Annotated in this window: 15 protein-coding genes; 8 read left to right on the top strand and 7 right to left on the bottom strand. The window is 72.0% G+C overall.

Translation table 11 applies throughout. The features are described from left to right. The first annotated feature begins 3 nt into the window (after positions 1–3). From ACG04Q_RS24945 to ACG04Q_RS24925, 5 genes are all read left to right on the top strand, one after another. Positions 4–2,487, top strand: coding sequence for a hypothetical protein (locus ACG04Q_RS24945; RefSeq protein ID WP_394514487.1), 2,484 nt, complete (start codon positions 4–6; stop codon positions 2,485–2,487). 4 nt (positions 2,488–2,491) lie between these two features. Further along, the gene (locus ACG04Q_RS24940) at positions 2,492–3,754 is read left to right on the top strand and encodes a hypothetical protein (protein WP_394514485.1); all 1,263 of its coding nucleotides are present in this window, start codon (positions 2,492–2,494) and stop codon (positions 3,752–3,754) included. A 2-nt stretch (positions 3,755–3,756) separates the two neighbouring features. After that, positions 3,757–5,499: a hypothetical protein gene (locus ACG04Q_RS24935; RefSeq protein WP_394514483.1), complete on the top strand. Its 1,743-nt coding sequence runs from the start codon at positions 3,757–3,759 to the stop codon at positions 5,497–5,499. After that, positions 5,499–7,406: an ATP-binding protein gene (locus tag ACG04Q_RS24930; RefSeq protein ID WP_394514481.1), complete on the top strand. Its 1,908-nt coding sequence runs from the start codon at positions 5,499–5,501 to the stop codon at positions 7,404–7,406. Before ACG04Q_RS24935 ends, ACG04Q_RS24930 begins: the two co-directional genes overlap by 1 nt. Positions 7,407–7,522: 116 nt before the next feature. Beyond that, positions 7,523–10,897 carry a phage tail protein gene (locus ACG04Q_RS24925; protein WP_394514479.1) on the top strand — a complete coding sequence of 1,125 codons (3,375 nt, stop codon included), beginning with the start codon at positions 7,523–7,525 and terminating at the stop codon, positions 10,895–10,897. A gap of 4 nt (positions 10,898–10,901) precedes the next feature. Here the strand turns inward: ACG04Q_RS24925 and ACG04Q_RS24920 are convergent, their stop codons facing one another. Next, the gene (locus tag ACG04Q_RS24920) at positions 10,902–11,594 is read right to left on the bottom strand and encodes a glutathione binding-like protein (RefSeq protein ID WP_394514477.1); all 693 of its coding nucleotides are present in this window, start codon (positions 11,592–11,594) and stop codon (positions 10,902–10,904) included. Between the two features lie 72 nt (positions 11,595–11,666). On the opposite strand from ACG04Q_RS24920, the gene ACG04Q_RS24915 reads away from it, so the two are divergent. Beyond that, positions 11,667–12,404 (top strand): hypothetical protein, encoded by a 738-nt coding sequence (locus ACG04Q_RS24915; RefSeq protein ID WP_394514475.1) that lies wholly within the window; start codon positions 11,667–11,669, stop codon positions 12,402–12,404. A gap of 165 nt (positions 12,405–12,569) precedes the next feature. Here ACG04Q_RS24915 and ACG04Q_RS24910 read toward each other — a convergent pair whose 3' ends face one another. After that, positions 12,570–13,643: a phosphotransferase gene (locus tag ACG04Q_RS24910; protein ID WP_394514473.1), complete on the bottom strand. Its 1,074-nt coding sequence runs from the start codon at positions 13,641–13,643 to the stop codon at positions 12,570–12,572. A gap of 61 nt (positions 13,644–13,704) precedes the next feature. After that, entirely contained in the window at positions 13,705–14,409 is a 705-nt protein-coding gene (locus tag ACG04Q_RS24905; RefSeq protein ID WP_394514471.1) for a Crp/Fnr family transcriptional regulator, read from the bottom strand. Positions 14,410–14,503: 94 nt separating this feature from the next. On the opposite strand from ACG04Q_RS24905, the gene ACG04Q_RS24900 reads away from it, so the two are divergent. Beyond that, positions 14,504–16,183 carry a type IV pilus assembly protein FimV gene (locus ACG04Q_RS24900; RefSeq protein WP_394514469.1) on the top strand — a complete coding sequence of 560 codons (1,680 nt, stop codon included), beginning with the start codon at positions 14,504–14,506 and terminating at the stop codon, positions 16,181–16,183. Positions 16,184–16,191: 8 nt separating this feature from the next. On the opposite strand, the gene ACG04Q_RS24895 is transcribed toward ACG04Q_RS24900, so the two are convergent. The 4 genes from ACG04Q_RS24895 to lptF form a co-directional block, all read right to left on the bottom strand. After that, a complete protein-coding gene (locus ACG04Q_RS24895) occupies positions 16,192–17,136 on the bottom strand; it encodes a CysB family HTH-type transcriptional regulator (protein WP_394514467.1) in 945 nt (314 codons plus the stop codon). 78 nt (positions 17,137–17,214) lie between these two features. Then, positions 17,215–17,583, bottom strand: coding sequence for a sirohydrochlorin chelatase (locus ACG04Q_RS24890; protein WP_394514465.1), 369 nt, complete (start codon positions 17,581–17,583; stop codon positions 17,215–17,217). Between the two features lie 81 nt (positions 17,584–17,664). Next, entirely contained in the window at positions 17,665–18,795 is a 1,131-nt protein-coding gene (lptG, locus tag ACG04Q_RS24885) for an LPS export ABC transporter permease LptG (protein WP_394514463.1), read from the bottom strand. Beyond that, a complete protein-coding gene (gene lptF, locus ACG04Q_RS24880) occupies positions 18,792–19,889 on the bottom strand; it encodes an LPS export ABC transporter permease LptF (RefSeq protein ID WP_394514461.1) in 1,098 nt (365 codons plus the stop codon). The genes lptG and lptF overlap by 4 nt, the downstream gene beginning before the upstream one ends. 30 nt (positions 19,890–19,919) lie before the next feature. On the opposite strand from lptF, the gene ACG04Q_RS24875 reads away from it, so the two are divergent. After that, positions 19,920–21,383 (top strand): leucyl aminopeptidase, encoded by a 1,464-nt coding sequence (locus tag ACG04Q_RS24875; protein WP_394514459.1) that lies wholly within the window; start codon positions 19,920–19,922, stop codon positions 21,381–21,383.

Here is a 21,383-nt window from a genome sequence, read left to right as displayed (position 1 = left end):
GACATGGGTTGCTGCACAGGCTCCGCCTTCACCCCCGCGCCCGACGCGGCGCTGGACCCGCTCAAGCGCGTCAACTACACGTTCGGCATGGTGCTGGGCGTGGACGACTTCCGCCAGGAGCACGCCTACCTCGCCGCCCGCGACGAGCGCGCGCTGCGCGAGACCATCGGCTACGGCGTGCTGACCGGCCTGGGCGTCACCGCGCCCAAGCCGGCGCCGGGCGAAGGCCAGCAAGTGCGCGTGGCCGCCGGCCTGGCGCTGATGCCCGACGGCCACCTGGTGGGCGTGCCCACCGACCAGTGCGCCAACCTGCAGACCTGGCTGGATGCCGAGAAGGCGCGTGACGCCGACACCGCGCTCAACGAGACGGCCTATGTGCTGCTGCGCTTCGCCGAGGCCAGCGACTCGCCGGTGCCCATCCCCGGCGAGCCCTGCCGCGACGAGAGCGAGCTGAGCGCCGACGCGCGCATCGTCGACAGCTTCGCGCTGGACTTCGCCTGGGCGCCACCCAACGCCAGCGAAGACCTGGCGCTGCGCGCCGTCGTCGCTTGGATACGCGGCATCAAGGTGCGGCCTGCGGCGCCGGCCGGGCAGACGCTGGCCAGCTTCCAGGCCGACGTGGACACGGGCCTGCGCGCCGCCATCGAGGCCGCCTGGGGCGACAACCTGGCCGCGCCCACGGTTCCCCAGCCGGCCGCGGCCACACCGGCGCTGCCCACGCCCAGCAGCGTGCCCGCGCTGCCGGCGCCGCCGCGGCAGCTGGTGATCCCGCGCGCCGAGCTGGCCGCCTACTACGCCGCCGCGTTCGAGGTCTGGACGCGGCTGCTGCGCAGCGACTTCATGGCCCACCACGGCCCGGTGCCCAAGGCCAAGCCCACCGCCGAGCGGGCCCTGCTGCTGGCCGCCATCGACGTGAAGCCAGGCGCCGACGGCACGCGCGCCGTGCGCATGCTGGGCCGGCCGCAGCTGCTGCACCTGCGCCTGCTGCAGGAATGGCTGCTGCGCGACGGCAGCCAGGACGCGCCGCGTGAGGCCCACTACCTGCTGGGCAAGGGCGACCCCGAGCTGGACCATGCGCAGGACCTGCTGGCCGACTTCGCCGCGCGCAACCATGCGATGACGCGCATCGACATCGTGCCCGACACCACCGACGGCGGCAGCGGCAACAAGGCCAAGCTCGTGCCGGCCGTCAAGTGGCCGGGTGGCGGCAGCGGCGGCGGGCCCGACTACTACGGCCCCGGCATGACGCAGCCCATCCCCGTGGCCGACGGCGGCACCGGCCAGGCCACGGGCCCGCAGACCGGTCAGCTGCTCGTGGGCCGCGCCGCGGCGGGCCCGGCCGTGCCGGCGCGCTTCGAGCTGGGCCGGCTCGTGGGCGCGCCCGTGCCCAAACCATCGGGCACCACGACCAACATCGTCGTCGACGACAGCAGCGCCGCGCCGTCCATCCGGCTCGACACCATCCAGGACATCGGCCCCGGCGCCAGCCCCGCGTTCGCCAGCCTCACGCTGACCGGCGACCTCAGCGTCGATGGCGACGTGTTGGTGAAGGACAGCCTCACCGTGGACGGCACGCTGACGCTGGGCGCGCCGCACAACAGCCTGCTGGCCACCGACGACACGGGCGTCGTCGTCCCGGCGCGCGGCTGGGATGGCGACGAAAAGGCGCTGGCTGAGAAGTCCAGCCCGCCTTATGCCTACCTGCCCGGCCAGCCGGCGCCGGTGCGCATCGAGGACGGCGGCACCGGCCTGCAGCAGCGTCCGCGCCAGCTGCAGGTGCTGGTGGGCGTGGAGACCAAGGCGCAGGCCGTGCGCGGCGAGGGCGGGGACTATGTGCTCGCGTCGCTGGTGGCGGGCAAGAACGTGTCGCTGGCGCTGACGCAGCAGCGCCCCACGGAGACCGGCCCGGGCGGCTGGCGGCTCACCGTCGACGCCAGCGGCGGCGGCGAGGCCACGCGCGTCGTCGCGGCCGGTGGCGCGGCCAGCCCCGCGAACCTGACGGCGGTGACGGACGGCAGCCTCGTCACCATCGACAGCGTGCAGCCGCTGCACACCGCCGCCGCGCCCACGTTCGCTGCGCTGGCGCTGACGCGGCCACCCAGCAGCGAGGCGCCCGACGCGATGCTGGGCTGGCGCAAGAAGGACGGCCAGCTGGTGCTGACGGCCGGCGCCGCCCCGGCTGCCGACGTGACCCGCTGGCCCATGCGCTACGTGCTTAAGCCCGACGAGCTGGTCTACCGCGCGGGCGACATGGTGCTGGCCGTGCTCGTGGCCGGCGTGCTGGACCTGCCCGACCCGCGCAAGGACGAGCTGGGCGACGGCCACATTCTGGTGCTCAGCAACGTGGCGGCCGAGCGGCTGTCGGTGCGCGGCGTGACGGTGGGCACCGACGGCACGTCGCTCACCGTGGCGCGCGGGCAGAGCGTGACGCTGGTCTCGGCCGCCGGCCTGCCGGTGCCGGGCTGGCTGGTCATCGGCCGGAGCTGATGCCATGGCCACCGTGCTCAATGCCCGCCTCAACCAGGTCGTCGGCGTGGCTGGCGAGCCGCGCAGCTTCTTCTTCAACGGCCGCCTCCTCAGCGCCGAAGACCTGACCCGCGAGCAGGCCGCCCGCGACGATGCCGAGCGCCGCCTGGCCCGGCTGATGGGCTGCGGCGTGGCCGAGGGCCTCACCGTCTCACGCGGCACCGGCAGCGTGCTGCGCATCGCCGCGGGGCTGGGCGTCACGCCATCGGGCGCCGTCATCGCCATCGGCAACCTGGACCTGGACCTCAGCAGCGCCGGCCGCGGCGCGTCGTTCAGCGGCTTCGGCGGCTGCGCGGCCAGCCTGGCCGAGGGCCAGCCGCTGGCCGGCGTCTACCTGCTGACGCTGACGCCCGCCTGGAGCGGCCAGGGCCGCGCGCCCACGTTGCTGGGCGAGGTGGGGGCCTGCAACCGGCGCACGCAGCAGCCGGCCGTGCGCGCGCGGCTGGTGGAGGTGCAGGCGCCGACGGGGCTGGGCGTGGCCTCGGTGCGCAACGAGCTGGCCGTGGCGCTGCTGTCGCCGGGCCAGGGGCTGGCCACGGTGCCCGAGGGCAGCCGCGTGGGCTGGTGGATGCGCCAGCGTATCGGCAGCAGCGCGGCGGCGCCGGGGCTGTCGGCCGACGAGCTGCCGCTGGCGCTGCTGCAGATCAACGCCAGCGCCGAGCCGCTGTGGATAGACACCGACAGCGCCCGCCGCCGCCTCAGCCCCCCGCCCGGCGGCACCGGCGACGCGATGTGGCCGCAGTCCTGGGCCGTGGAGATGCAGGCCTTTGCCGCGCAGCTGCTGGCCGAGCTGCAGGGCGGGGCCAAGCCCGGCGCCTTCGTGTGGCTGCCGCCCACGCTGCCGCTGACGCCCGCGCAGCTGGCGCTGCTGCATGCCGCCGTGCCGGCCGTGCCCATGTACGTGGACGAGGTGCTGAACCGCGCCCGCTTCGCGCGTGCGCTCATCGAGGGCTGGGAGGACCAGCCGGTGCGCTCCGCCGAGGCCAGCTTCTACCTCGCCCAGCTGGAGGGCCACCCCGAGCGGCTGCTGCTGCGCGCCGCCGTGCTGGACAACCGCCGCGCGGCGGCCCCGGCGCGCCTCGGCGAGCGCACGTCGCCCAAGGTCGCGTCGGCCGCGGCACGCATCCTCGCGGCTGGCCGCCGCGGCGGCGAGCGCGGGCCGGGCAAGGACGAACTGGCCGTCGCCGCGTCGGCGCTGACGCAGGCGCCCGACAAGAAGAAGCGTTAGCCATGGTCGCCCGCCTTGCCATCCACCGCCTCAGCGCACGCACACCCGCGCGCGCCCAGCCGGTGGCGGCGCGGCTGGCGCTGCAGGCGCTGGGCGCCGACCTCGAAGACGCCGTGCCCGGCAGCCTGCCGCCGCAGGCGCTGTTGTGGCTGCGCCGGCTGCGGCTGCAGGCGCCCGAGACGGTGCTGCTGCGCCCCGCGCCGGGCGCGTGGCGGCAGGGCTGGATAGCCGCCGGCCGCGAGCAGCTGGACGCCGCGCTGGCCCAGGCCGCCCGCCCGGCGCTGGGCCCCGTGCCGGACTCGGCCCCCGCCGTGCTGTTTGCCGACGCGGCCGAGATGCTGGCCTGCCTGGCGCTGGCCGCGCAGCGCGGGCAGCTGGACCGTTGGTGGTGGCGTGGCCTGCTGGGGCGGGCCTGGCCACGGTGGCAGCCGGCCTGGGCCGCGCGGCCCGAAGCGCAGGCAGCGGCGCAGCGGCTGCTGGCGCGGGTGGGGCAGGGCAGGCCGGTGGGCACGCCGGGGGATGAGCTTCTGCCCGCGCCCGACGCGGTTGTGACGGTGCAGCCATCGCCGCGAGCCGGTGACGTGGCGGTGGCGGCCCAGCGCGAACCCGTCGTGCCGGCGGACGCGCGCCACGAACCGACGCGGCCGCTGCCGCCTGCACGCCCTGGCGCAGCGTCCGCCACTTACCGCGGTGCATTTGCTGTGACGCCTCGCGAGCCGCATGTGCCGGCCTTGGCGCCTCCCGCCGTCGTGGCAGGTGTTGAAGCGCGAGGTGCGCCGCCCGAGGCCCCGCTGCAGCCCCGGCCGCGCGTGCGCGCGAGGCTTGCAGACCCACCAGCCCGACAGCAGCCAACGGCCACGCCTGCCGCGAACGCGAGTCAGGTCGAGGCAAGCGCCGCGCCAGCGTGGGAGCCTTCTGACGGGCCTACGCCGGCCGCGCCGCCGCGGGGTACCAGCCCGCGGGGCCGCGCGCGCATTCCAGCCCGTGACGCCCCGGCCAGCGTCGCGCCGGAGGCCGCGCCGTCCCGCGCCGATGCGCCGCTGTTGGCCCAGCGCGAGCCGCCACGCGCCACACCGTCCTGGTCACCCGCTGGCGCGCAGGCCGGCGCGTCGCCCCGCGTCACGCCAGCACCGCTCGAGCCCGCGACTTCTGCCGAGCGGATCGACCCGCCGGCGCCGGTCCCCCACTCGCCGTCGCTGCCGTCGCAGCCCGCCGTCGACACCGCGGCTCTCTGGCCCTGGCCGCAGGCGCTGGCCAGCCACCAGGCGCCGTTGCTGTTCATCGTCAACGCGCTGCTGGAGGACGGCCTCTACCCCGACTTCACGCGCCCGCTGGACCCCGGCCTGCCGGTGCCGCCCTGGGCGCTGCTGGCCGCGCTGGCGCGCGCCTGGCGGCTGCCGGGCGACCCGCTGCAGGCTGCGCTGCAGCAGCGCTGCCCCGGCTGGGCGCCGCCCCGCGACATGCCCGCCGCTCCCGGCGCGCCGGCCGGGCCGTGGCCGGCGTGGCTGGCGGCCTACGCGCGCGCGCTGCGCCGCCGCCTGTGCCGGCGGCTGGGCTGCAGGCCGGCCGCCTGGCCGCAAGCCCTGACCCTCGCGCGGCCGGCGCGGCTGTGGCTCAGCGAGGCCGAGTGGGTGGCGGAGTTCTCGCTGGACAGCCATGACGTCGCCTGGCGCCTGGCCGGGCTGGACCGCGACCCCGGCTGGCTGCCCGCGGCTGGCTGCTCGCTGCGCTTCGAGTTCGTCTGATGCGCGCCGACGCCGCCCCCGAGCTGTGGCCGCAGGCCGCGACGGCGCTGCGCAGCCTGCTGCTGGCGGCGGCCTGGCGCGTCGTGCAAAGCGCGCGAGCGTTGCTGGGCGACGAGGAGCTGGCGCAGCGCTTCGGCTTTGCGCTGGACCACGAAGCCGCCTTCGAGGCGCTGGACGACGAAGCGCCCCCGCACCCCGGCCTGGCCCGGCTGGCCGCGGGTTGGCCCGAGCAGGCGCTGGAGCTGTGGCTGGTGCACGGCCTGGTGGAGGAGGACCGCCGCTTTGCCTCGCTGTTCGAGGCGCTGAACCAGGCGCTGGGCGAGGAGGGCGCTCAGCCCGGCCCCGCCTGGCTGCAGCAGGGCTTCGGCAACCTGCCGGGGCAGGGTGTGCGGCCCGCGCTGCGCGCGCTGTTGCAGGCCGGCGTGCTGAGGCCCGAGTCCCCCGGGCAGCCGCGCGGCGCGCAGCGCTTTGAGGTGGACGAGGCCTGCTGGGCCGCGCTGCGTGGCGAGCCGTTCGCCGACCCCGCGCCGGGCGTGCGCCTGTGCGGCACCGAGAGCGCGCCGCCGCTGTCGGCGCTGCAGCTGACGGCAGACACGCGCGAGCGGCTGGCGCGCTGGCGGCCGGGCCAGCCGCTGCTGGTGCGCGGGCCCGAGCACAACGGCCGCGGCAGCCTGGTGGCCGCGCTGGCGCGCGAGCAGGGCCGGCCGGTGCTCGAATGCCGGCTGGACGCGACCAGCCCCGCACCGCCCACGCTGGCGGCGCTGGCCGCGCTGTGTGGCGCGCTGCCGCTGCTGCGTGTGGACGTGGCGCCCGGCGAGGCGCTGCGCCTGCCGGCGCTGCCCGGCGACTTCGCCGTCGTGGCCGCCGAGGAGGACGGCCTGGAGGGGCTGCCCGCCGACGTGCTGAGCGTCTCGCTGCCGCTGCCCGCCTACGAGCAACGCCTGGGCCTCATCGAGCAGGCCCGCCCGGGGCTGCCCGACGCCGCCGGCCTGGCCGCGCGGCTGCACCTGGCCTGCGGCCACCTGCACCGCGCGCTGGCGCACACGGCTGCCAGCGACGAGGCCGCGCTGCGCGAGGCGGCGCTGGCCGGCGGCGCGGCCGGCCTGGCGCGGCTGGCGCAGCGGCTGGACCCGGCGCACGCGCCGCCCGACGCGCTGGTGCTGGACGACGCACTGCGCCGCGACCTCGCCGCGCTGGCCGCGCGCTGCCAGCAGCGCGACCGGCTGCGGGGGGCGCTGCCGGCCGCGTTCGCCGCGCGGCTGAATGCCGGCGTGCGCGCGCTGCTGGCGGGGCCGTCGGGCACCGGCAAGACGCTGGCGGCCCAGGTGCTGGCGCGCGAGCTGGGGCTGCCGCTGTACCGGCTGGACCTGTCGGCGGTGGTCAGCAAATACATCGGCGAGACCGAGCGCAACCTGCACCGGCTGTTGTCCGCCGCGCAGGCGCTGGACGTGATGCTGCTGCTGGACGAAGGCGACGCGCTGCTGGCGCCGCGCACCGAGGTGGGCTCCAGCAACGACCGCTACGCGAACCTGGAGACCAACTTCCTGCTGCAGCGTCTGGAGAGCCACGCGGGGCTGGTGCTGGTGACGACCAATGCGCAGGCTCGCATCGATTCGGCGTTCCTGCGGCGCTTCGATTTCGTCATCCCCTTCAAGGCGCCCGAGGTGGGCGAGCGGCTGCGGCTGTGGCGGGCGCACCTGCCGGTGACGCATGCGCTGAGCGACGCCCAGCTGGGGGCGGTGGCCGAGGCCTGCACGCTGGCCGGCGGGCAGGTGAGGAACGTGGTGCTGGACGCGGTGTCGGCGGCGCTGTCGCGCGGTCGGGTGGTCGATGCCGAGCTGCTGTTCGAGGCGCTGCAGCGGGAATACCGGCGCGGTGGCGGGTTGTGCCCGTTGAAGGGGCTGTGACGTGTGGTTGGGTTCTTCCTTGGTTGCTTTGACGATGCGAGCTGCAGCGATCAGCAGCCCGCCTCGCAGAGGCAACACCGGAAAGGCCGGCTGATCTACGCCGCCAGGCCGTTGACATGCTCGCCCCCCGCACCTTCGCCCCCCGCGTCGCCAAGCCCAAGAGCGACCCGCGCCTGATCGCCGTCACCGACCAGGCCAAGGCGGGTGCCGCCAAGCTCAAGCAGCACCCCACGCCCGCCACCAAGGCCAAACAGGCCAGCAAGTCCACCCGGCCGCCCGCCAACGAGCGGCTGGCCGGCGCTAAGGCCAAGGTGGTGGACGCGGTGAAGGAGGCGCCGGCGCCCAAGCCGCAGCCCGCGTCGTTCAAGGCGCTGCTGCGCGCCGAGATCGACAAGGCCATGCCCAAGACGCTGGGCGAGACTGAGAACTTCATGCAGGGCGGCGCGCAGGGCCAGATGAAGGCCGCGGGCAGCGGCGGTGTCGCGCAGCAGAAGGAGGCCGCCACCGGCCCGGCCGACCAGGCCGCCAAGAAACCGCCCGACCCCGGCGCCGTGCCCGAGCAGCCGGCCACGCCGCTGCCGGCCGAGGCCACGCCCGGCGCCCCGCCCATCGCCGGCGACAAGGCGATGCCGCCGCCGGCCACGGCGCAGGAGGTGTCGCTGCAGGAGACCAAGAAGGACACCGACCAGGCGCTCAAGGACGAGAAGGTCAAGCCCGAGAGCCTGCCCAAGGCCAACGACCCGCGCTTCTCGGCGGTGGCCGACGCCAAGGGCAAGGTCGCCGCGCAGGCCGACAAGGCGCCGGGCCAGTTCCGCGCCAAGGAGGCCGCCGTGCTGGCCAAGGCCGGCGCGCAGGCCGCCGGCGCGGCGCGCACCGGCGCGTTGCTGATGGCAGGCCGCAAGTCCGGCGGCAATGCCAGGGTGCTGAGCCGCCAGCAGCAGCAGGCGGCCAAGGAAGAGGCCGAGCGCGCCAAGGTGGCCGCCACCATCGAGGGCATCTACGCGAGGACCAAAACCAAGGTCGAGGCCAAGCTGGGCGGGCTGGACGGGGAGGTGTCGGCCATCTTCGACCCTGGCGTGGATGCCGCCATCGCGCAGATGAAGGCCTTCGTCGACGACAAGATCTTCGACTACAAGCTGCGCCGCTACCTGACCATCCCGGGGCTGGGCCTGGCGCGCTGGCTGCGCGATGCGGCGCTGGGGCTGCCCGACGAGGTCAACGTGTTCTACACGCAGGGCCGTGCGCTGTTCACGAAGTCCATGGACGCGCTGATCGACCGCGTCGCGGCGCTGGTGGAGCGGCGCCTGGCTGAGGCCAAGGCCGAGGTGGCGGCGGGGCAGGCGCAGATCAAGGCCTATGTGGCCTCACTGCCGGCCAGCCTGCAGGCCGCCGGCAAGGCGGCCGAGACGGCGGTGGGCGATCGCTTCAAGGAGCTGGAAGACGGCATCGAGAGCAAGAAGAACGAGATCGCCGCGGGCCTGGCGCAGAAGTACAAGGAAGCGTTCGACAAGGCCGACGAGGCCTTGAAGCAGATGCAGGAGGAGAACAAGGGCCTGGTGGCCGGCTTTCTAGAAAAGCTGGGCGAGATCGTCAAGGCGCTGATGGAGTTCAAGGCCAAACTGCTGGGCCTGCTGAAGAAGGGCATGGAGACCATCCAGCTGATCCTGGACGACCCCATCGGGTTCCTCGGCAACCTGATCGCCGCCGTGAAGGGTGGCTTCAACGCGTTCGTCGGCAACATCTGGGCGCACCTGAAGGCCGGCTTCTTCAAGTGGCTGATGGGGCCGCTGGCGGCCGTGGGCGTGGCGCTGCCGGCGGACCTCAGCCCGATGTCCGTGTTCAAGCTGGTGCTGGACGTGCTGGGCATCACCTATCCCAAGCTGCGCGCCAAGGCCGTCAAGCTCGTCGGCGAGACGGCGGTGACCGTCATCGAGAAGCTGGCGGAGTACGTGCAGGCGCTGTTCACCGGCGGTGTGGCCAAGCTGTGGGAGCAGGTGCAGGCGGACCTCTCCAGCCTGAAGGACATGGTCATCGGCGCCATCCAGGACTGGCTCATCGAGACGGTCGTGAAGCAGGCCGTCACCAAGGTGGTGTCCATGTTCAACCCGGCCGGCGCCATCATCCAGGCGATCCTGGCGATCTACAACGTTGTGATGTTCGTCATCGAGAAGGCGCAGCAGATCATGGCGCTGGTGGAGGCGGTCATCAATTCCGTGCACGCCATCGCGACGGGCGCCATCGGTGGCGCGATCGCGTGGATCGAGAAGTCGCTGGCGTCGGCCATCCCCGTCGTCATCGGCTTCCTCGCGCGGCTGCTGGGGCTGTCGGGCATCACGGCCAAAATCCAGGGCTTCATCCGCAAGGTGCAGGCCAAGGTGGACGGCGCTATCGACAAGGTCATCGCCAAGATCGTCGGCGTCATCAAGAAGCTGTTCGGCAGGAACAAGAACGGCAACGACCCGGAGAAGCAGAAGAAGATCGACGCCGGCAAGGTGGCCATTGATGCCGTCGTGGCGAAGTACGCCGACGGCGTGGCCGAGCCGGCGGTGCTGAACGAGGAACTCGCGGCGGTGAAGCGTGCCCATCCGGTGTTCACGACGGTGGGCGCCGAGAAGCAGGGCAAGGACTACTTCTGGTTCTACACCGCCAGCCCCAAGGTCAAGGGCAAGGTCAGCAAGGAGTCGGCGCAGTGGGCCGTTGGCACGCACAAGGTGCCCAAGCCCAAGGCCGTCAAGCGCGCCGCGGGCGAGTCCCACCATGCGCCGCAGAAGATTCTGCTTGGCGCGATGGGTGAGTTTTTCACGGCAGCGGCCACGCCCATCAAGAAGGTTCATCCCGCGCTGGGGGCGCGCATGCAGACCTTTGGTCAGGGGCGGCTCGCCGCGCTGAAAGGCGACGGGCCGGGGCTGGCCGCGATCTGGCTGAAGTCCGCCGTGCATGATCGCGCCCACCAGCCGCCGAAGCTGGATGCCGTGCTGAAGGAAGCACAGCAGCTGGCGGACAAGGGGGAATCGCTGGACACGACCGCCGCAGGCGTGGAAGTGGGAGGCAGCGTGGCCATGCCCACAAGCGGCATCAGCGTGTCGTCATCGGCACCGGCACTCGCCAGCAATTTCTCCGTCGTCGGCCGTGCGCCGGATTCCGGCAAGACCGTCACACAGGCCAATGCCCATGTGAGGCGCAGCAGCTTGTTCGCCGCGGTGGGAGACGAACTGGCGGGGCAGAGCTTCGGGTCGAGCAAGGCGAGCAAGGCCCAGCGCGCAGCAGCGACACGAAAGATTGCAGGCGCCGCCGACACCAAGCCCAAATGCGAGGCGCTGAATGCGAAAGCCATGGGGTTGTTCAAGGCCCAATGGAACGGCTTGCTTGCCACTGGCCTCGCCGGCGTCGCCAACGCGTTGAAAGATGACCCTGACAAGGCCTGGAAGGCTGAACTGACCGCTCAGGCCCACGCCAGCTGGAACGCGCAGGGCCATCTTGGCGGGCCGTGAAGCCTTATCGTTGCCTGACCTGCCGCTCCCCGAACAGCACCTCGCGCGCCTTGTCATCGGTCAGCGGCCGCCGCGCACCGGCCAGCACCTCCACGCCGCGCTGCACCGCCGGCCGCCGGGCGACCTCGTCGAACCAGCCCTTCAGGTGCGGGTAGTCGGCCATCTCCACGCCCTGGTTCTTCCACGAGCGCAGCCATGGGAACACGGCGATGTCGGCGATGGAGTAGTCGTGCCCGCCGATGTAGGTGGTGTGCGCCAGCCGCTTGTTGAGCACGCCGTACAGCCGTTTGGCTTCCTGGGTGTAGCGCTCGATCGCGTAGGGCAGCTTCTCGGGCGCGTAGATGCGGAAGTGATGCGCCTGGCCCAGCATGGGCCCCACGCCGCCCATCTGGAACATCAGCCACTGCAGCACCTCGTACTTGCCCCGCGTGTCGGCGGGCAGCAGCCGGCCGGTCTTGCCGGCCAGGTACAGCAGGATGGCGCCGCTCTCGAACAACGAGATCGGCTGGCCGTCGGGGCCGTCGGGGTCGGTGATCGCGGGGATCTTGTTGTTGGGGCTGATGGCCAGGAAGTCCGGCGCGAACTGCTCGCCGGCGCCGATGTCCACGGGATGCACCCGGTACGCCAGGCCGCACTCCTCCAGCATGATGTGCACCTTGTGCCCGTTCGGGGTGGGCCATGAGTAGACTTCAATCATTCGTCGCCTCCGTCCAGTGCGCCCTAGGCGAAACCTAGCAGCCGGCCCCATTCTCAGACTTCCTCACGACTCATGGTGGTAAAGCAAGTCAAGCACTGGCTCGTGACCCGCGCCAACGCCGCGCGCTGGCGCGCCATCCAGGACTGGGCCGAGGCGCGCGGCGCCCAGTTCAGCCAGACCCGCGACGGCCTGGGTTTTCTCATCGAGCAGCCCAACGCCCAGCCCGGGCCGCTGCGCGTGGAGTGGGGCGTGTCGCAGCGCAGCTACCTGCCTGGCACCGAGTTGCGCATGCGCTGCGAGATGGGCCTGCACCCCGACCTGCAGCTGATGGTGCTGTGCCGCGCGCTGATGGAGAACCTGGAGCGTGCCGTCTTCGAGGCCTACACCGACACGCTCAAGACCCGCGTCGACACCGACACGCCGGAGGAGATGCGCTGGCTGGTCATGTTCCCCAAGTTCAACCATGCGGCGTCGCAGATCGCGCGGCAGCGCTATGGCTTCGTGGGCGTCACGAAAGACCTGGCGCGCGGCTGGGTGGACGGCCAACTCGGCGAGGCGCTCGCCCAGGCCAGCCAGGATCTGCTGCCCGAAGGCCACCCCTTCGTGCTGATGTGCATGCGCGGCAACCTCTACCTGCGCACCGAGATGGCCGAAGCCGACCTGCCGCGCGTGCAGGCGCTGGTGCGGCTGCTGGAGACCGCCGCACGCGAGGCGTTGCGCGTTAACGCCCAGCTGTCCGACAGCGGCGCCTGGCCGACGACGACGTCCATCGCATGGACGCCTTCCACGCGGCCCAGTGATATCAACTGATGTCAACTGATGCCCCTCGTCCAGTCTTGCCGCGCTGAACGCGGCAAGACTGGCCGGTCCCCCGAGGGGACGGCGATGCTTGCGGCATCGAGCCGCAAGCACATCGCCCGACGCGGGCCGGCTTGGGGGGCGGCCCGGCGCTAGTCCCGCAGCCTCAGCGCGGGGTCAGGCGCGTTGCGCGAAGCTCCAGGCCAGTTCCGACAGCGGCCGGGCGCTCTTGGCCGTCTCGCGCGCCTGTGCGCTGGAGGCCGTGCCATCGACGACGCGCTTGGCGATGCCCTGCACGATGGCCGCGATGCGGAACATGTTGTAGGCCATGTAGAAGTTCCAGTCCGCCATGACGGCACCCGCATCGGCGCGCGCGGTGCGTTCGCAGTAGCGCTGCACGTAGTCGCGTTCGCTCGGGATGCCCAAGGCGCCCAGGTCCACACCGCCCAGGCCGCGTGCGGCGCCCGAGGTCTGGATGTGCCAGCTCATGCAGTGGTAGCTGAAGTCCGCCAGCGGATGGCCCAGCGTGGACAGTTCCCAGTCCAGCACGGCGATGATGCGCGGCTCGGTGGGGTGGAAGACGACGTTGTCCATGCGGTAGTCACCATGGACGATGCCGACCTCGCGCTCGTCGCGCGCCGACGCCGGAATGTGCGCCGGCAGCCAGGCCAGCAGCGCGTCCATCGCGGGGTTGGGTTCGGTGACCGAGGCCAGGTACTGCTTGCTCCAGCGGCCGATCTGCCGTTCGAAGTAGTTGCCCGGCTTGCCGTAGGCCTCCAGGCCGCGGGCCTTGAAGTCCACCTGGTGCAGCGCCGCGATGACGCGGTTCATCTCGTCATAGTGCGCGGCGCGGTCGGCGTTGCCCATGCCGGGCAGGCTCTGGTCCCACAGCACGCGGCCGGGCATGAACTCCATGACGTAGAACGCACGGCCGATGACCGACTCGTCCTCGCACAGCGCGCGCATCGCCGGCACGGGCACGTCGGTGCCGGCCAGCGCCCCCATGACCTGGAATTCACGCTCGATGGCGTGCGCCGACGGCAGCAGCTTGGCGACCGGCGCGGGCTTGCTGCGCATCACGTATTGCGCGGTCGGTGTCGTCAGCAGGTAGGTCGGGTTGGACTGGCCACCCTTGAACTGCTCGATGGCGAGTGGCCCCTTGAACCCGTCGACATGGGCCGCCAGCCAGGCTTCAAGCGATGCCGTGTCCAGCGGCTGGGCAAGGGGACGGGTGCCGGTGAATGCTTCCATGGGATCGTTCGTCGAGACGTGAACTTTCCATTCTGCGAGCAGGGCACCGGCCCGCGTGTCTTCAGCGCGACGCCGCGGCCAGCAGCTTGTCTCTGCTCAGCACGACGAGCCGCGTGGGCTCCACGCGCACGGCACCTTCGCGCTCGAAGGCCTTCAGTTCCTGGTTGACGCGCTGGCGCGAGGCGCCCAGCAGCTGCGCGAGGTCTTCCTGCGCCAGCTGCAGGCCGATGCGGATCTCGTCGCCTTCCTGCACGCCATAGGAGCGCGCCAGCAGCAGCACCTGCTTGGCCAGCCGAGCGGCCAGCGGGCGCGTGTTCAGGTCCTCGATCATGTCGAACATCAGCCGCAGGCGGCGGCAGTTCAGCCGCAGCAGCGCGTCGTACAGCTCGGAGTGCGCCTGCAGCAGCGCGCGGAAGTCGGCCTTGCGCACGCACAGCAGCGTGGTCTCGCCGTGCGCGTAGGCGTCGTGCGTGCGCGGCAGGCCGTCGAACAACGCGATATCGCCGAACCAGGTGCCGGGCTCGACATAGGTCAGCGAGATCTGCTTGCCGGCCAGCGACACCGAGCTGACGCGCACGGCGCCCTTGGCCACGGCCGACCATTCCTCGGCGGGTTCGCCGCGGTGCGACAGCATGGTCTCGTCGGGCAGCCGGCGCACGTAGGCACGCTGCAGGATGTCGGCCCGCAGGCCCTCGGACAACTTCGAGAACCAGGCGCCCTGGTCGATTTGTTGGCGTTCGGCGGGAGTGAGGCTGAGTGCGTTCATGTCGGGGCGCATTGTGCCCGGGTGACCCCATGCTAGAGTGACCCGACCTGTCCCTCCCCCTCGTTCAACCGCCTCGCTGACCCGCCCGCAGTCAATGCCCATCACGGCCCTGCGCCCGACGTTGCTGGGCGCCCTCACACCCGCCTTGGTCTTGCTGCTGGGCCTGTCGCCCCAGGGCGCTGTCGCGCTCGGCGTGGGCCGGCCCGCCGTCCACTCGGCGCTTGGCAAGCCGCTGGACGTCAGCATCCCGCTGATGCTCGCCGAGGGCGAGCAGCTGACCGAGGCCTGCGTGCGTGCCGAGGTCTCGGCAGGCGATGCGCGCGTGCCCGCCGGCCTGTTGCAGATGCGCATCGAGGGCGACTCCGGCGACCGCCGCCTGCGACTGCAGAGCCTGGTGCGCATCGAGGAACCGGCGCTGCGCTTCACGCTGGCGCTGGGTTGCCCGCTGCGCCTCACGCGCGAGTTCAACGCCTTCATCGACCCGCCGGCCGGCGCCGCAGCGCCGCCCACGTCGCCGCCGCCCGTCTATGCACCGCCGCCGCAGGAGACGGCGCGCCTCGTCGCCGAGGCAGCGCCGGCGCCGGTGGTGCCGCGCCCGCGCGTTCGGCCCAAGCCCAAGGCCACCGGTCCGCGTTTGGTGCTGGAGCGGCCGGAGATCCTGGTCAGCCAGGCGCCGCAGCGTCCGGCGCCCGTGGCCAGCGTGCCCGAGACCGACCTGACGCCGGAGCTCGAGGCGCAGATTGCGCAGCTGGAGGACACGGTGGCCCAGCTGCGGGCGGAGCTGGAGGCCCGCCTGCAGGCCGAGGCGGCGGCTTCGGCGCCGCCGCCACCAGCGCCCGAGCCGTTCGCATCGGCACCCACGCCCGCACCGGCGCCGGCGACGCGCAACTCGCGCTACCGGGACCCGATGACCTGGCTGTTGACGCTGGGCCTGAGCCTGCTGGCCGGCGCCGCGGCGTTCTATGGCAGCCGTTGGCGCGAGGAGCGGGCCCGGCGCGAACGCGCCTACTGGCGTGCGCTGCATGCTGCCGAGGGGGCCGCCGACCCGCTGCCGCCGTCACCACCGCCGTCCGGCATCGCACCGCCCGTGCTGGCACCTGCGGCCGTGCTGCCGGACGAAGGCCAGCATCAGGCGACGCGGCCGCAGCCTCGCCCCATGGCCTGGCCGCCTGCGCCCATCGTGCCGCCGGCCATGCAGGCGACACAGGCCCTGCAGGCCACGCAGCCGCTGCCGGTTCAGCCCTCGGCGGCGCCAGCGCTGGCGCAGGAACTGAGCGTCGCCGACGAACTGCTGGACTTGCAGCAGCAGGTGGATTTTCTGCAGCTGCTCGGTCAGCACGAGGCGGCCGCGGACTTGCTGGCCACGCGGCTGTCGCGCGGCAACGCGGGCGCCATGCCCTATCTGATGCTGATGGAGATCTGCCAGCAGCGCGGCGACCCCGATGTGTTCGCGGAGCTGGCGCGGCAGTTCGAGCAGCGCTTCCGCACGCTGGCGCCCGCATGGGCGCAGAGCCTGGCGCGCGGTCGCAGCCTGGACGCCAGTCCCAGCGTCATCGCGCACCTGCAGGTGGTGTGGTCGGACGCGTCCGCGGCGATGCAGATGCTGCGCGACCTGCTGGCCCGCGGCGCCGGCCCCGGCGCCTCGCATTTCGACCTGCCGGCCTACCGCGACCTGCTGACGCTTTACAGCGTGGCCCGCGACTTGTTCGAGGCCGGCCTGCGTGGCGACGAGGTGGATCTCATGCTGCCGCTGGACTCACGCTTCGAGGCCTAGCGTGGCCTTTACAGGCTGAAGTCGTCGGCCTCGCCGCTCATCGCCTTCTCGATGAGCCGCCGCGACAGCCGCTCCGACAATAGCTCGGCAAAGCTGTAGACGTAGTTGCGCAGATAGGCACCGCGCTTGAAGGCCACGCGCGTGACGTTGCTGCCCAGCAGCGTGCCCAGCGGCCGCGCGACAAGGTCGCTGTTGGCGGGCTCCTCGCGCATGGCCATCTCGGCGACGATGCCCACGCCCATGCCCAGCCGCACATAGGTCTTGATGACGTCGGAGTCGATGGCCTCCAGCACGACGTTGGGCGTCAGGTGGCGCGCGGCGAAGGCCTTGTCGATGCGGGTGCGGCCGGTGAAGCTGGGGTGGTAGGACACCAGCGGCTCCGTGGCCAGCTGCTCCAGGTCCACGCGCTCGGCGCTGGCCAACGGGTGGTCGCGCGGCACCACCATCACGTGCTGCCACTCGTAGCAGGGCAGCGTGACCAGCTCCGGGTACTGCGCCAGCGACTCGGTCGCCAGGCCCAGGTCGGCGGTCTCGTCGATGAGCATGCGGGCGACCTGGTCGGGGCTGCCCTGGTGCAGGCTGACGCGCAGCTGCGGCAGCTGCTTGCGCAGCTGCGCCACGGGGGCCGGCAGGACGTAGCGCGCCTGCGTGTGCGTGGTGGCGATGGAGAAGGTGCCGCTGTCCTGGCGCGAGTACTCCTCGCCGATGCGCTTCAGGTTGGCCACCTCGCGCAGGATGATCTCGATGCAGGCCAGCACCTGCTGGCCCGGCTCGGTGATGCGGCGCAGCCGCTTGCCGTGGCGCGAGAAGATGTCGACGCCCAGCTCCTCCTCCAGCTCCAGGATGGCCTTGGACACGCCGGGCTGTGACGTGAACAGCGCCTTGGCCGTCTCGGTCAGGTTCAGGTTGCGGCGAGCGGCTTCCTGGACGAAGCGGAATTGATGCAGGTTCATGTCAGTGATGCGCGGTCGTTCCGGAATCACTGGCGCGCCCCGGCCGGGGGCAGTGAGCGGCGCGAGCGTGGGGGCGGTTCATTCGAGCGGCGCGAGGCAGGCTTGGGCGATGGCGTGCAGCACGGCGTCCTGGTCGCCGAGCGGGGCATGCAGCTGCCACTGGACGGCGTCGCCGTGCAGCTCGCGCAGGCGCTCCAGTAGCAACGGCACGTCGCGGCGCACATGGCCGCCGGTGCCCAGGAACAGCGGCATCACGTGCACGCGCGTGCAGCCGGCCGCGGCCAGCTGGGCGGCGGCGGCTTCCATGTCCGGCGCCATGAACTCGAGATAGGCCATGGCGACCGGCGTGCCGGGCCGCGCGGCGCGCAGCCGCTCGGTGACGATCTCGAAGGGCCGTGCCCAGGCGGGGTCGCGCGCGCCGTGGGCGAAAAGCAGCAGGCCGTCCATCAGCGCACGCGCGGCCGCCCGGCGGGCGCTGCAGCCGCCTCGGGGGGCAGTGAACGAAGAGGGCGTGGAGGTGTCATGACGTCAGCGGTATCTCACAAGCCAGGTGAAGGCCGCCATCGACAGCCCCATGTAGATGAGGCTGGGCGTGGCCGCCACGGCCCAGGGCGTCCAGTTCTTCAGCAGGCCGACGTGGCCGGCCACGTTGTTCAGCAGCACGAAGCTGATGCCCAGCATGATGCCGCCGAACACCTTGATGCTGATGCCGCCCGAGCGGCCGTGCAGGTAGGCGAAGGGCAGGGCCAGCGCCACCATGACGAAGCAGGCGAACGGGTAGAAGGCCTTGCGCCAGAACTGGATGTTGTGCGCCTGGGCCGACTGCTCCTGCGCCGACAGGTGGGCCGTGTAGCGGTACAGCTCCAACGTAGACATGGACATGGCAGGCAGCACCGCCGCGGCGATGACGCCGGCGTGCAGCGAGCTCTGCCAGTCCAGCTTGTCGAGTTGCTGTTCGGTGACGACGACGTTGCCGACGGCCTTGCTGGCTGCCCCCGCCGCAGCAGGGTTCCAGGTCGTGCGCTTCACGGCCTGCAGATGCCACAGGCCCTGGCCGTCGACATCCACCTTGTCGGCCTCGGTGCGGGACAGCAGCCGGCCCTCGGGGTCGAACTCGAAGATGCGCACGTCTTCCAGTTCACCGCCGGAGCCCACACGGCCCACCTTCACGGAGTAGCTGCGCTCCTGGCCGTCGACGCTGCGGTGGTCCTTCAGCCAGGCGCCGCGTTTGGCGGGACTGCTGTCGCGGCCGATGCGTGCGCGCAGCTCGTCGGCGTGGCGCTCGACCTGCGGCGCCACGTAGTCCCCGACGACGAAGGTCAGCACCGCGAACACCGCGGCCAGCCCGGCCAGCAGGCTCAGCGCGCGAGCAGGCCCCAGTCCGCCGGTGCGCAGGATGGTGAACTCGCTGCTTTGCGCCATGCGGGCCAGCGAGATGATGGCGCCGATCAGCACGGCGATCGGAAAGAGCTCGTAGAAGTTGCCCGGAATCTCCATCGCCGCCATCAGCGCAGCCTTGCCGGCGCCGGCGCCGATGCGCGCCATGCGGTCCAGTTCCTCGACGAAGTCGATGAAGAACACCAGTGACAGGAAGGCCGCGCCCACCAGCACGACCGAGCCGACGATGTCCCTGTAGAGCAGTTGCCGGACCGTCTTCATGCCGCGGCCGCCTTGGGCTGCCGGCGCAGGCAGAAGCGGTTGCCGTTGTCGCGCAGCCAGATGATGGCCAGCGCGAGGAAGAGGGCGCCGCCGTGGACGGCAACCAGCGCGTTGGGCAGTGCCGCGCGGCCGTTGCTCACCCAGGACACCGTCAAGTTGATGAGGTTGAAGTAGACGACGAAGGCCAGCAGTGCGAACAGCAGGTTCCAGTTGCTGGCGCGGCGCGGGTTGGAGGCCGACAGCCCCACGCCCAGCAGCGCCATGTTGAAGCCGCCCAGGATCATGCCGAAGCGCCAGGCCAGCTCGCCCTGGTTCTTGGGCGTGGGGTTGCGCAACAGGTCCAGCGTGGCCGTGGCCTTCGGGGGCAGCTGGCTGGCGTTGGCCAGCGTCTGGGGGTCGGTCATGATCTTGTACTGCTCGAAGCGCGCCAGGCTCTTCTCGCCGGTCTTGAACTGCGTCTCGTTGCGCTGGCCGTGGTCCAGCACCAGATAGCGGTCGTCGCCCTCCATCAGCAGTCGGCCGCGCGACGCCGTCGTCACCGACTCGCGTTCGTGCTGGTTGGCGAGGATGAAGACGTTGCGGCCGGTGGCGGCGTTGTCGCCGTCGCGCTCGATGAAGAACACGCGGCTGCCGTCGCGCGAGCTCTGGAACTGCCCTGGCGCGACGCGCGACAGGTCGCTGCGCTTCTGGTAGCGGTCGCGCAGCTCGGCGCTGTTCTGGTTGCCCCAGGGCCAGATGACGAGCTCCAGCACGACGATGGCCAGCAGCACCGGCCAGGCCATGCGCAGCACCGGCCGCACGAAGCTGGACAGCGGGATGCCGCTGGCGAACCAGATCGTCATCTCCGACTCGCGGTAGAAGCGCCCCAGCGTCAGCACGACGGCCAGGAAGATGGACAGGGTGAGGATGGTGGCCAGGTGCGCGATGGTCGTGTAGCCCATCAGCAGCACCACGTCCTGCGGCGCGACATTGCCGCCGGCCGCCTGACCCAGCGTCTTGATCAGCGTCAGCGTCAGCATGATGGTCAGGATGACCACCAGCGTGACGCCGAAGCTCTTGGCCAGCTCGGACCGCGTGGATGAATCGAATAACATCAAACGCACTTCTATCTACTTCCGGTCATTATGGACTTCAAGGTTCAAACCACTGAGCTCGACGCGCTCGCCACCGCAGGCGCCGACGCTCTCATCGTGGTGCTCGGCGGCGACACGCTGCCGCAAGGCCTGGACGCCGCCGTCGCCAAACAGGCGCAGGCTGCGATCAAGCTCGGGGACTTCGCGCTCAAGGCCGGCCAGGCCGTCGTGCTGACGCATGCCGAAGGCATCAAGGCCGCCCGCCTGGTGCTGGCCGCCAGCGGCAAGACGACGCTGGCCGCTGGGCGTGCCGCCTTGGCGGCCGCACTGGCGCAGGTCAAGTCGCGCGGCGTGGCCAGCGCGGCCGTCGCCTTCGCGGGCTTCGACGCCGGCTTGACCGAGGCGCTGGCCGAGCAGGCCGCGGTGGCCGGCGCCGATGCCGTCTACGTTTACCGCCACACCAAGCCCAGCGCGCCCGCGGCGCCCAAGCTGGCCAGGCTGGCGCTGCTGGTGCCCAAGGCCGACCTGAAGGCGGCGAAGGCCGGCCTGACGCGCGGCGAGGCCGTGGCTGCCGGCATCGACCTGGCGCGCGAGTGTGCCAACCGCCCCGCCAACTACGCGACGCCGACTTACCTGGGTCAGGTCGTGCAGGATCTCGGCAAGACGCACGGCTTCAAGGTCGAGGTGCTGGACAAGAAGGCCGTCGAGAAGCTGGGCATGGGCAGCTTCCTGGCCGTGGCGCAGGGCTCGGACGAGCCGCTGCGCTTCATCGTCGCCCGCTACGAAGGCGCGGCCAAGACGGTGGCGCCGGTCGTGCTGGTCGGCAAGGGCATCACGTTCGACACCGGCGGCATCTCGCTGAAGCCGGGCGCCGAGATGGACGAGATGAAGTTCGACATGGGCGGCGCCGCCAGCGTCATCGGCACGCTGCGCGCGGTGGCCGAACTCAAGCCCAAGCTCAACCTCGTCGTCATCGTCGCGGCCTGCGAGAACATGCCCAGCGGCCGGGCCGTCAAGCCGGGCGATGTGGTCACGTCCATGTCGGGCCAGACCATCGAGATCCTGAACACCGATGCCGAGGGCCGCCTCATCCTCTGTGACGCGCTGACCTACGCCGAGCGCTTCAAGCCTGCCGTCGTCGTCGACGTGGCGACGCTGACCGGCGCCTGCGTCATTGCGCTGGGCGGCGTGCGCAGCGGCATGTATGCCAGCGACGACGAACTGGCCGCCGCGCTGACGGCAGCCGGCGACACCGCGCTGGATCCCTGCTGGCGCATGCCGCTGGACGATGAGTACGCCGAAGGCCTGAAGAGCAACTTTGCCGACGTGCCCAACATTGCCGGCCGCGCCGGTGGTTCCATCACGGCGGCCAAGTTCCTGCAGCGCTTCGCCGGCAAGTACCGCTGGGGGCATCTGGACATCGCCGGCACGGCCTGGAAGGGCGGTGCCGCCAAGGGCGCCACGGGTCGCCCCGTCGGGCTGCTGACGCACTTCGTGCTGGGCCACGCCAAGTAA

Origin of the sequence: Pelomonas lactea (assembly GCF_043555885.1) — a bacterium.
In the GTDB taxonomy this organism is placed as follows: Bacteria; Pseudomonadota; Gammaproteobacteria; order Burkholderiales; family Burkholderiaceae_C; genus Pelomonas; species Pelomonas lactea.
This window is presented reverse-complemented; position numbering and strand designations above follow the sequence as displayed.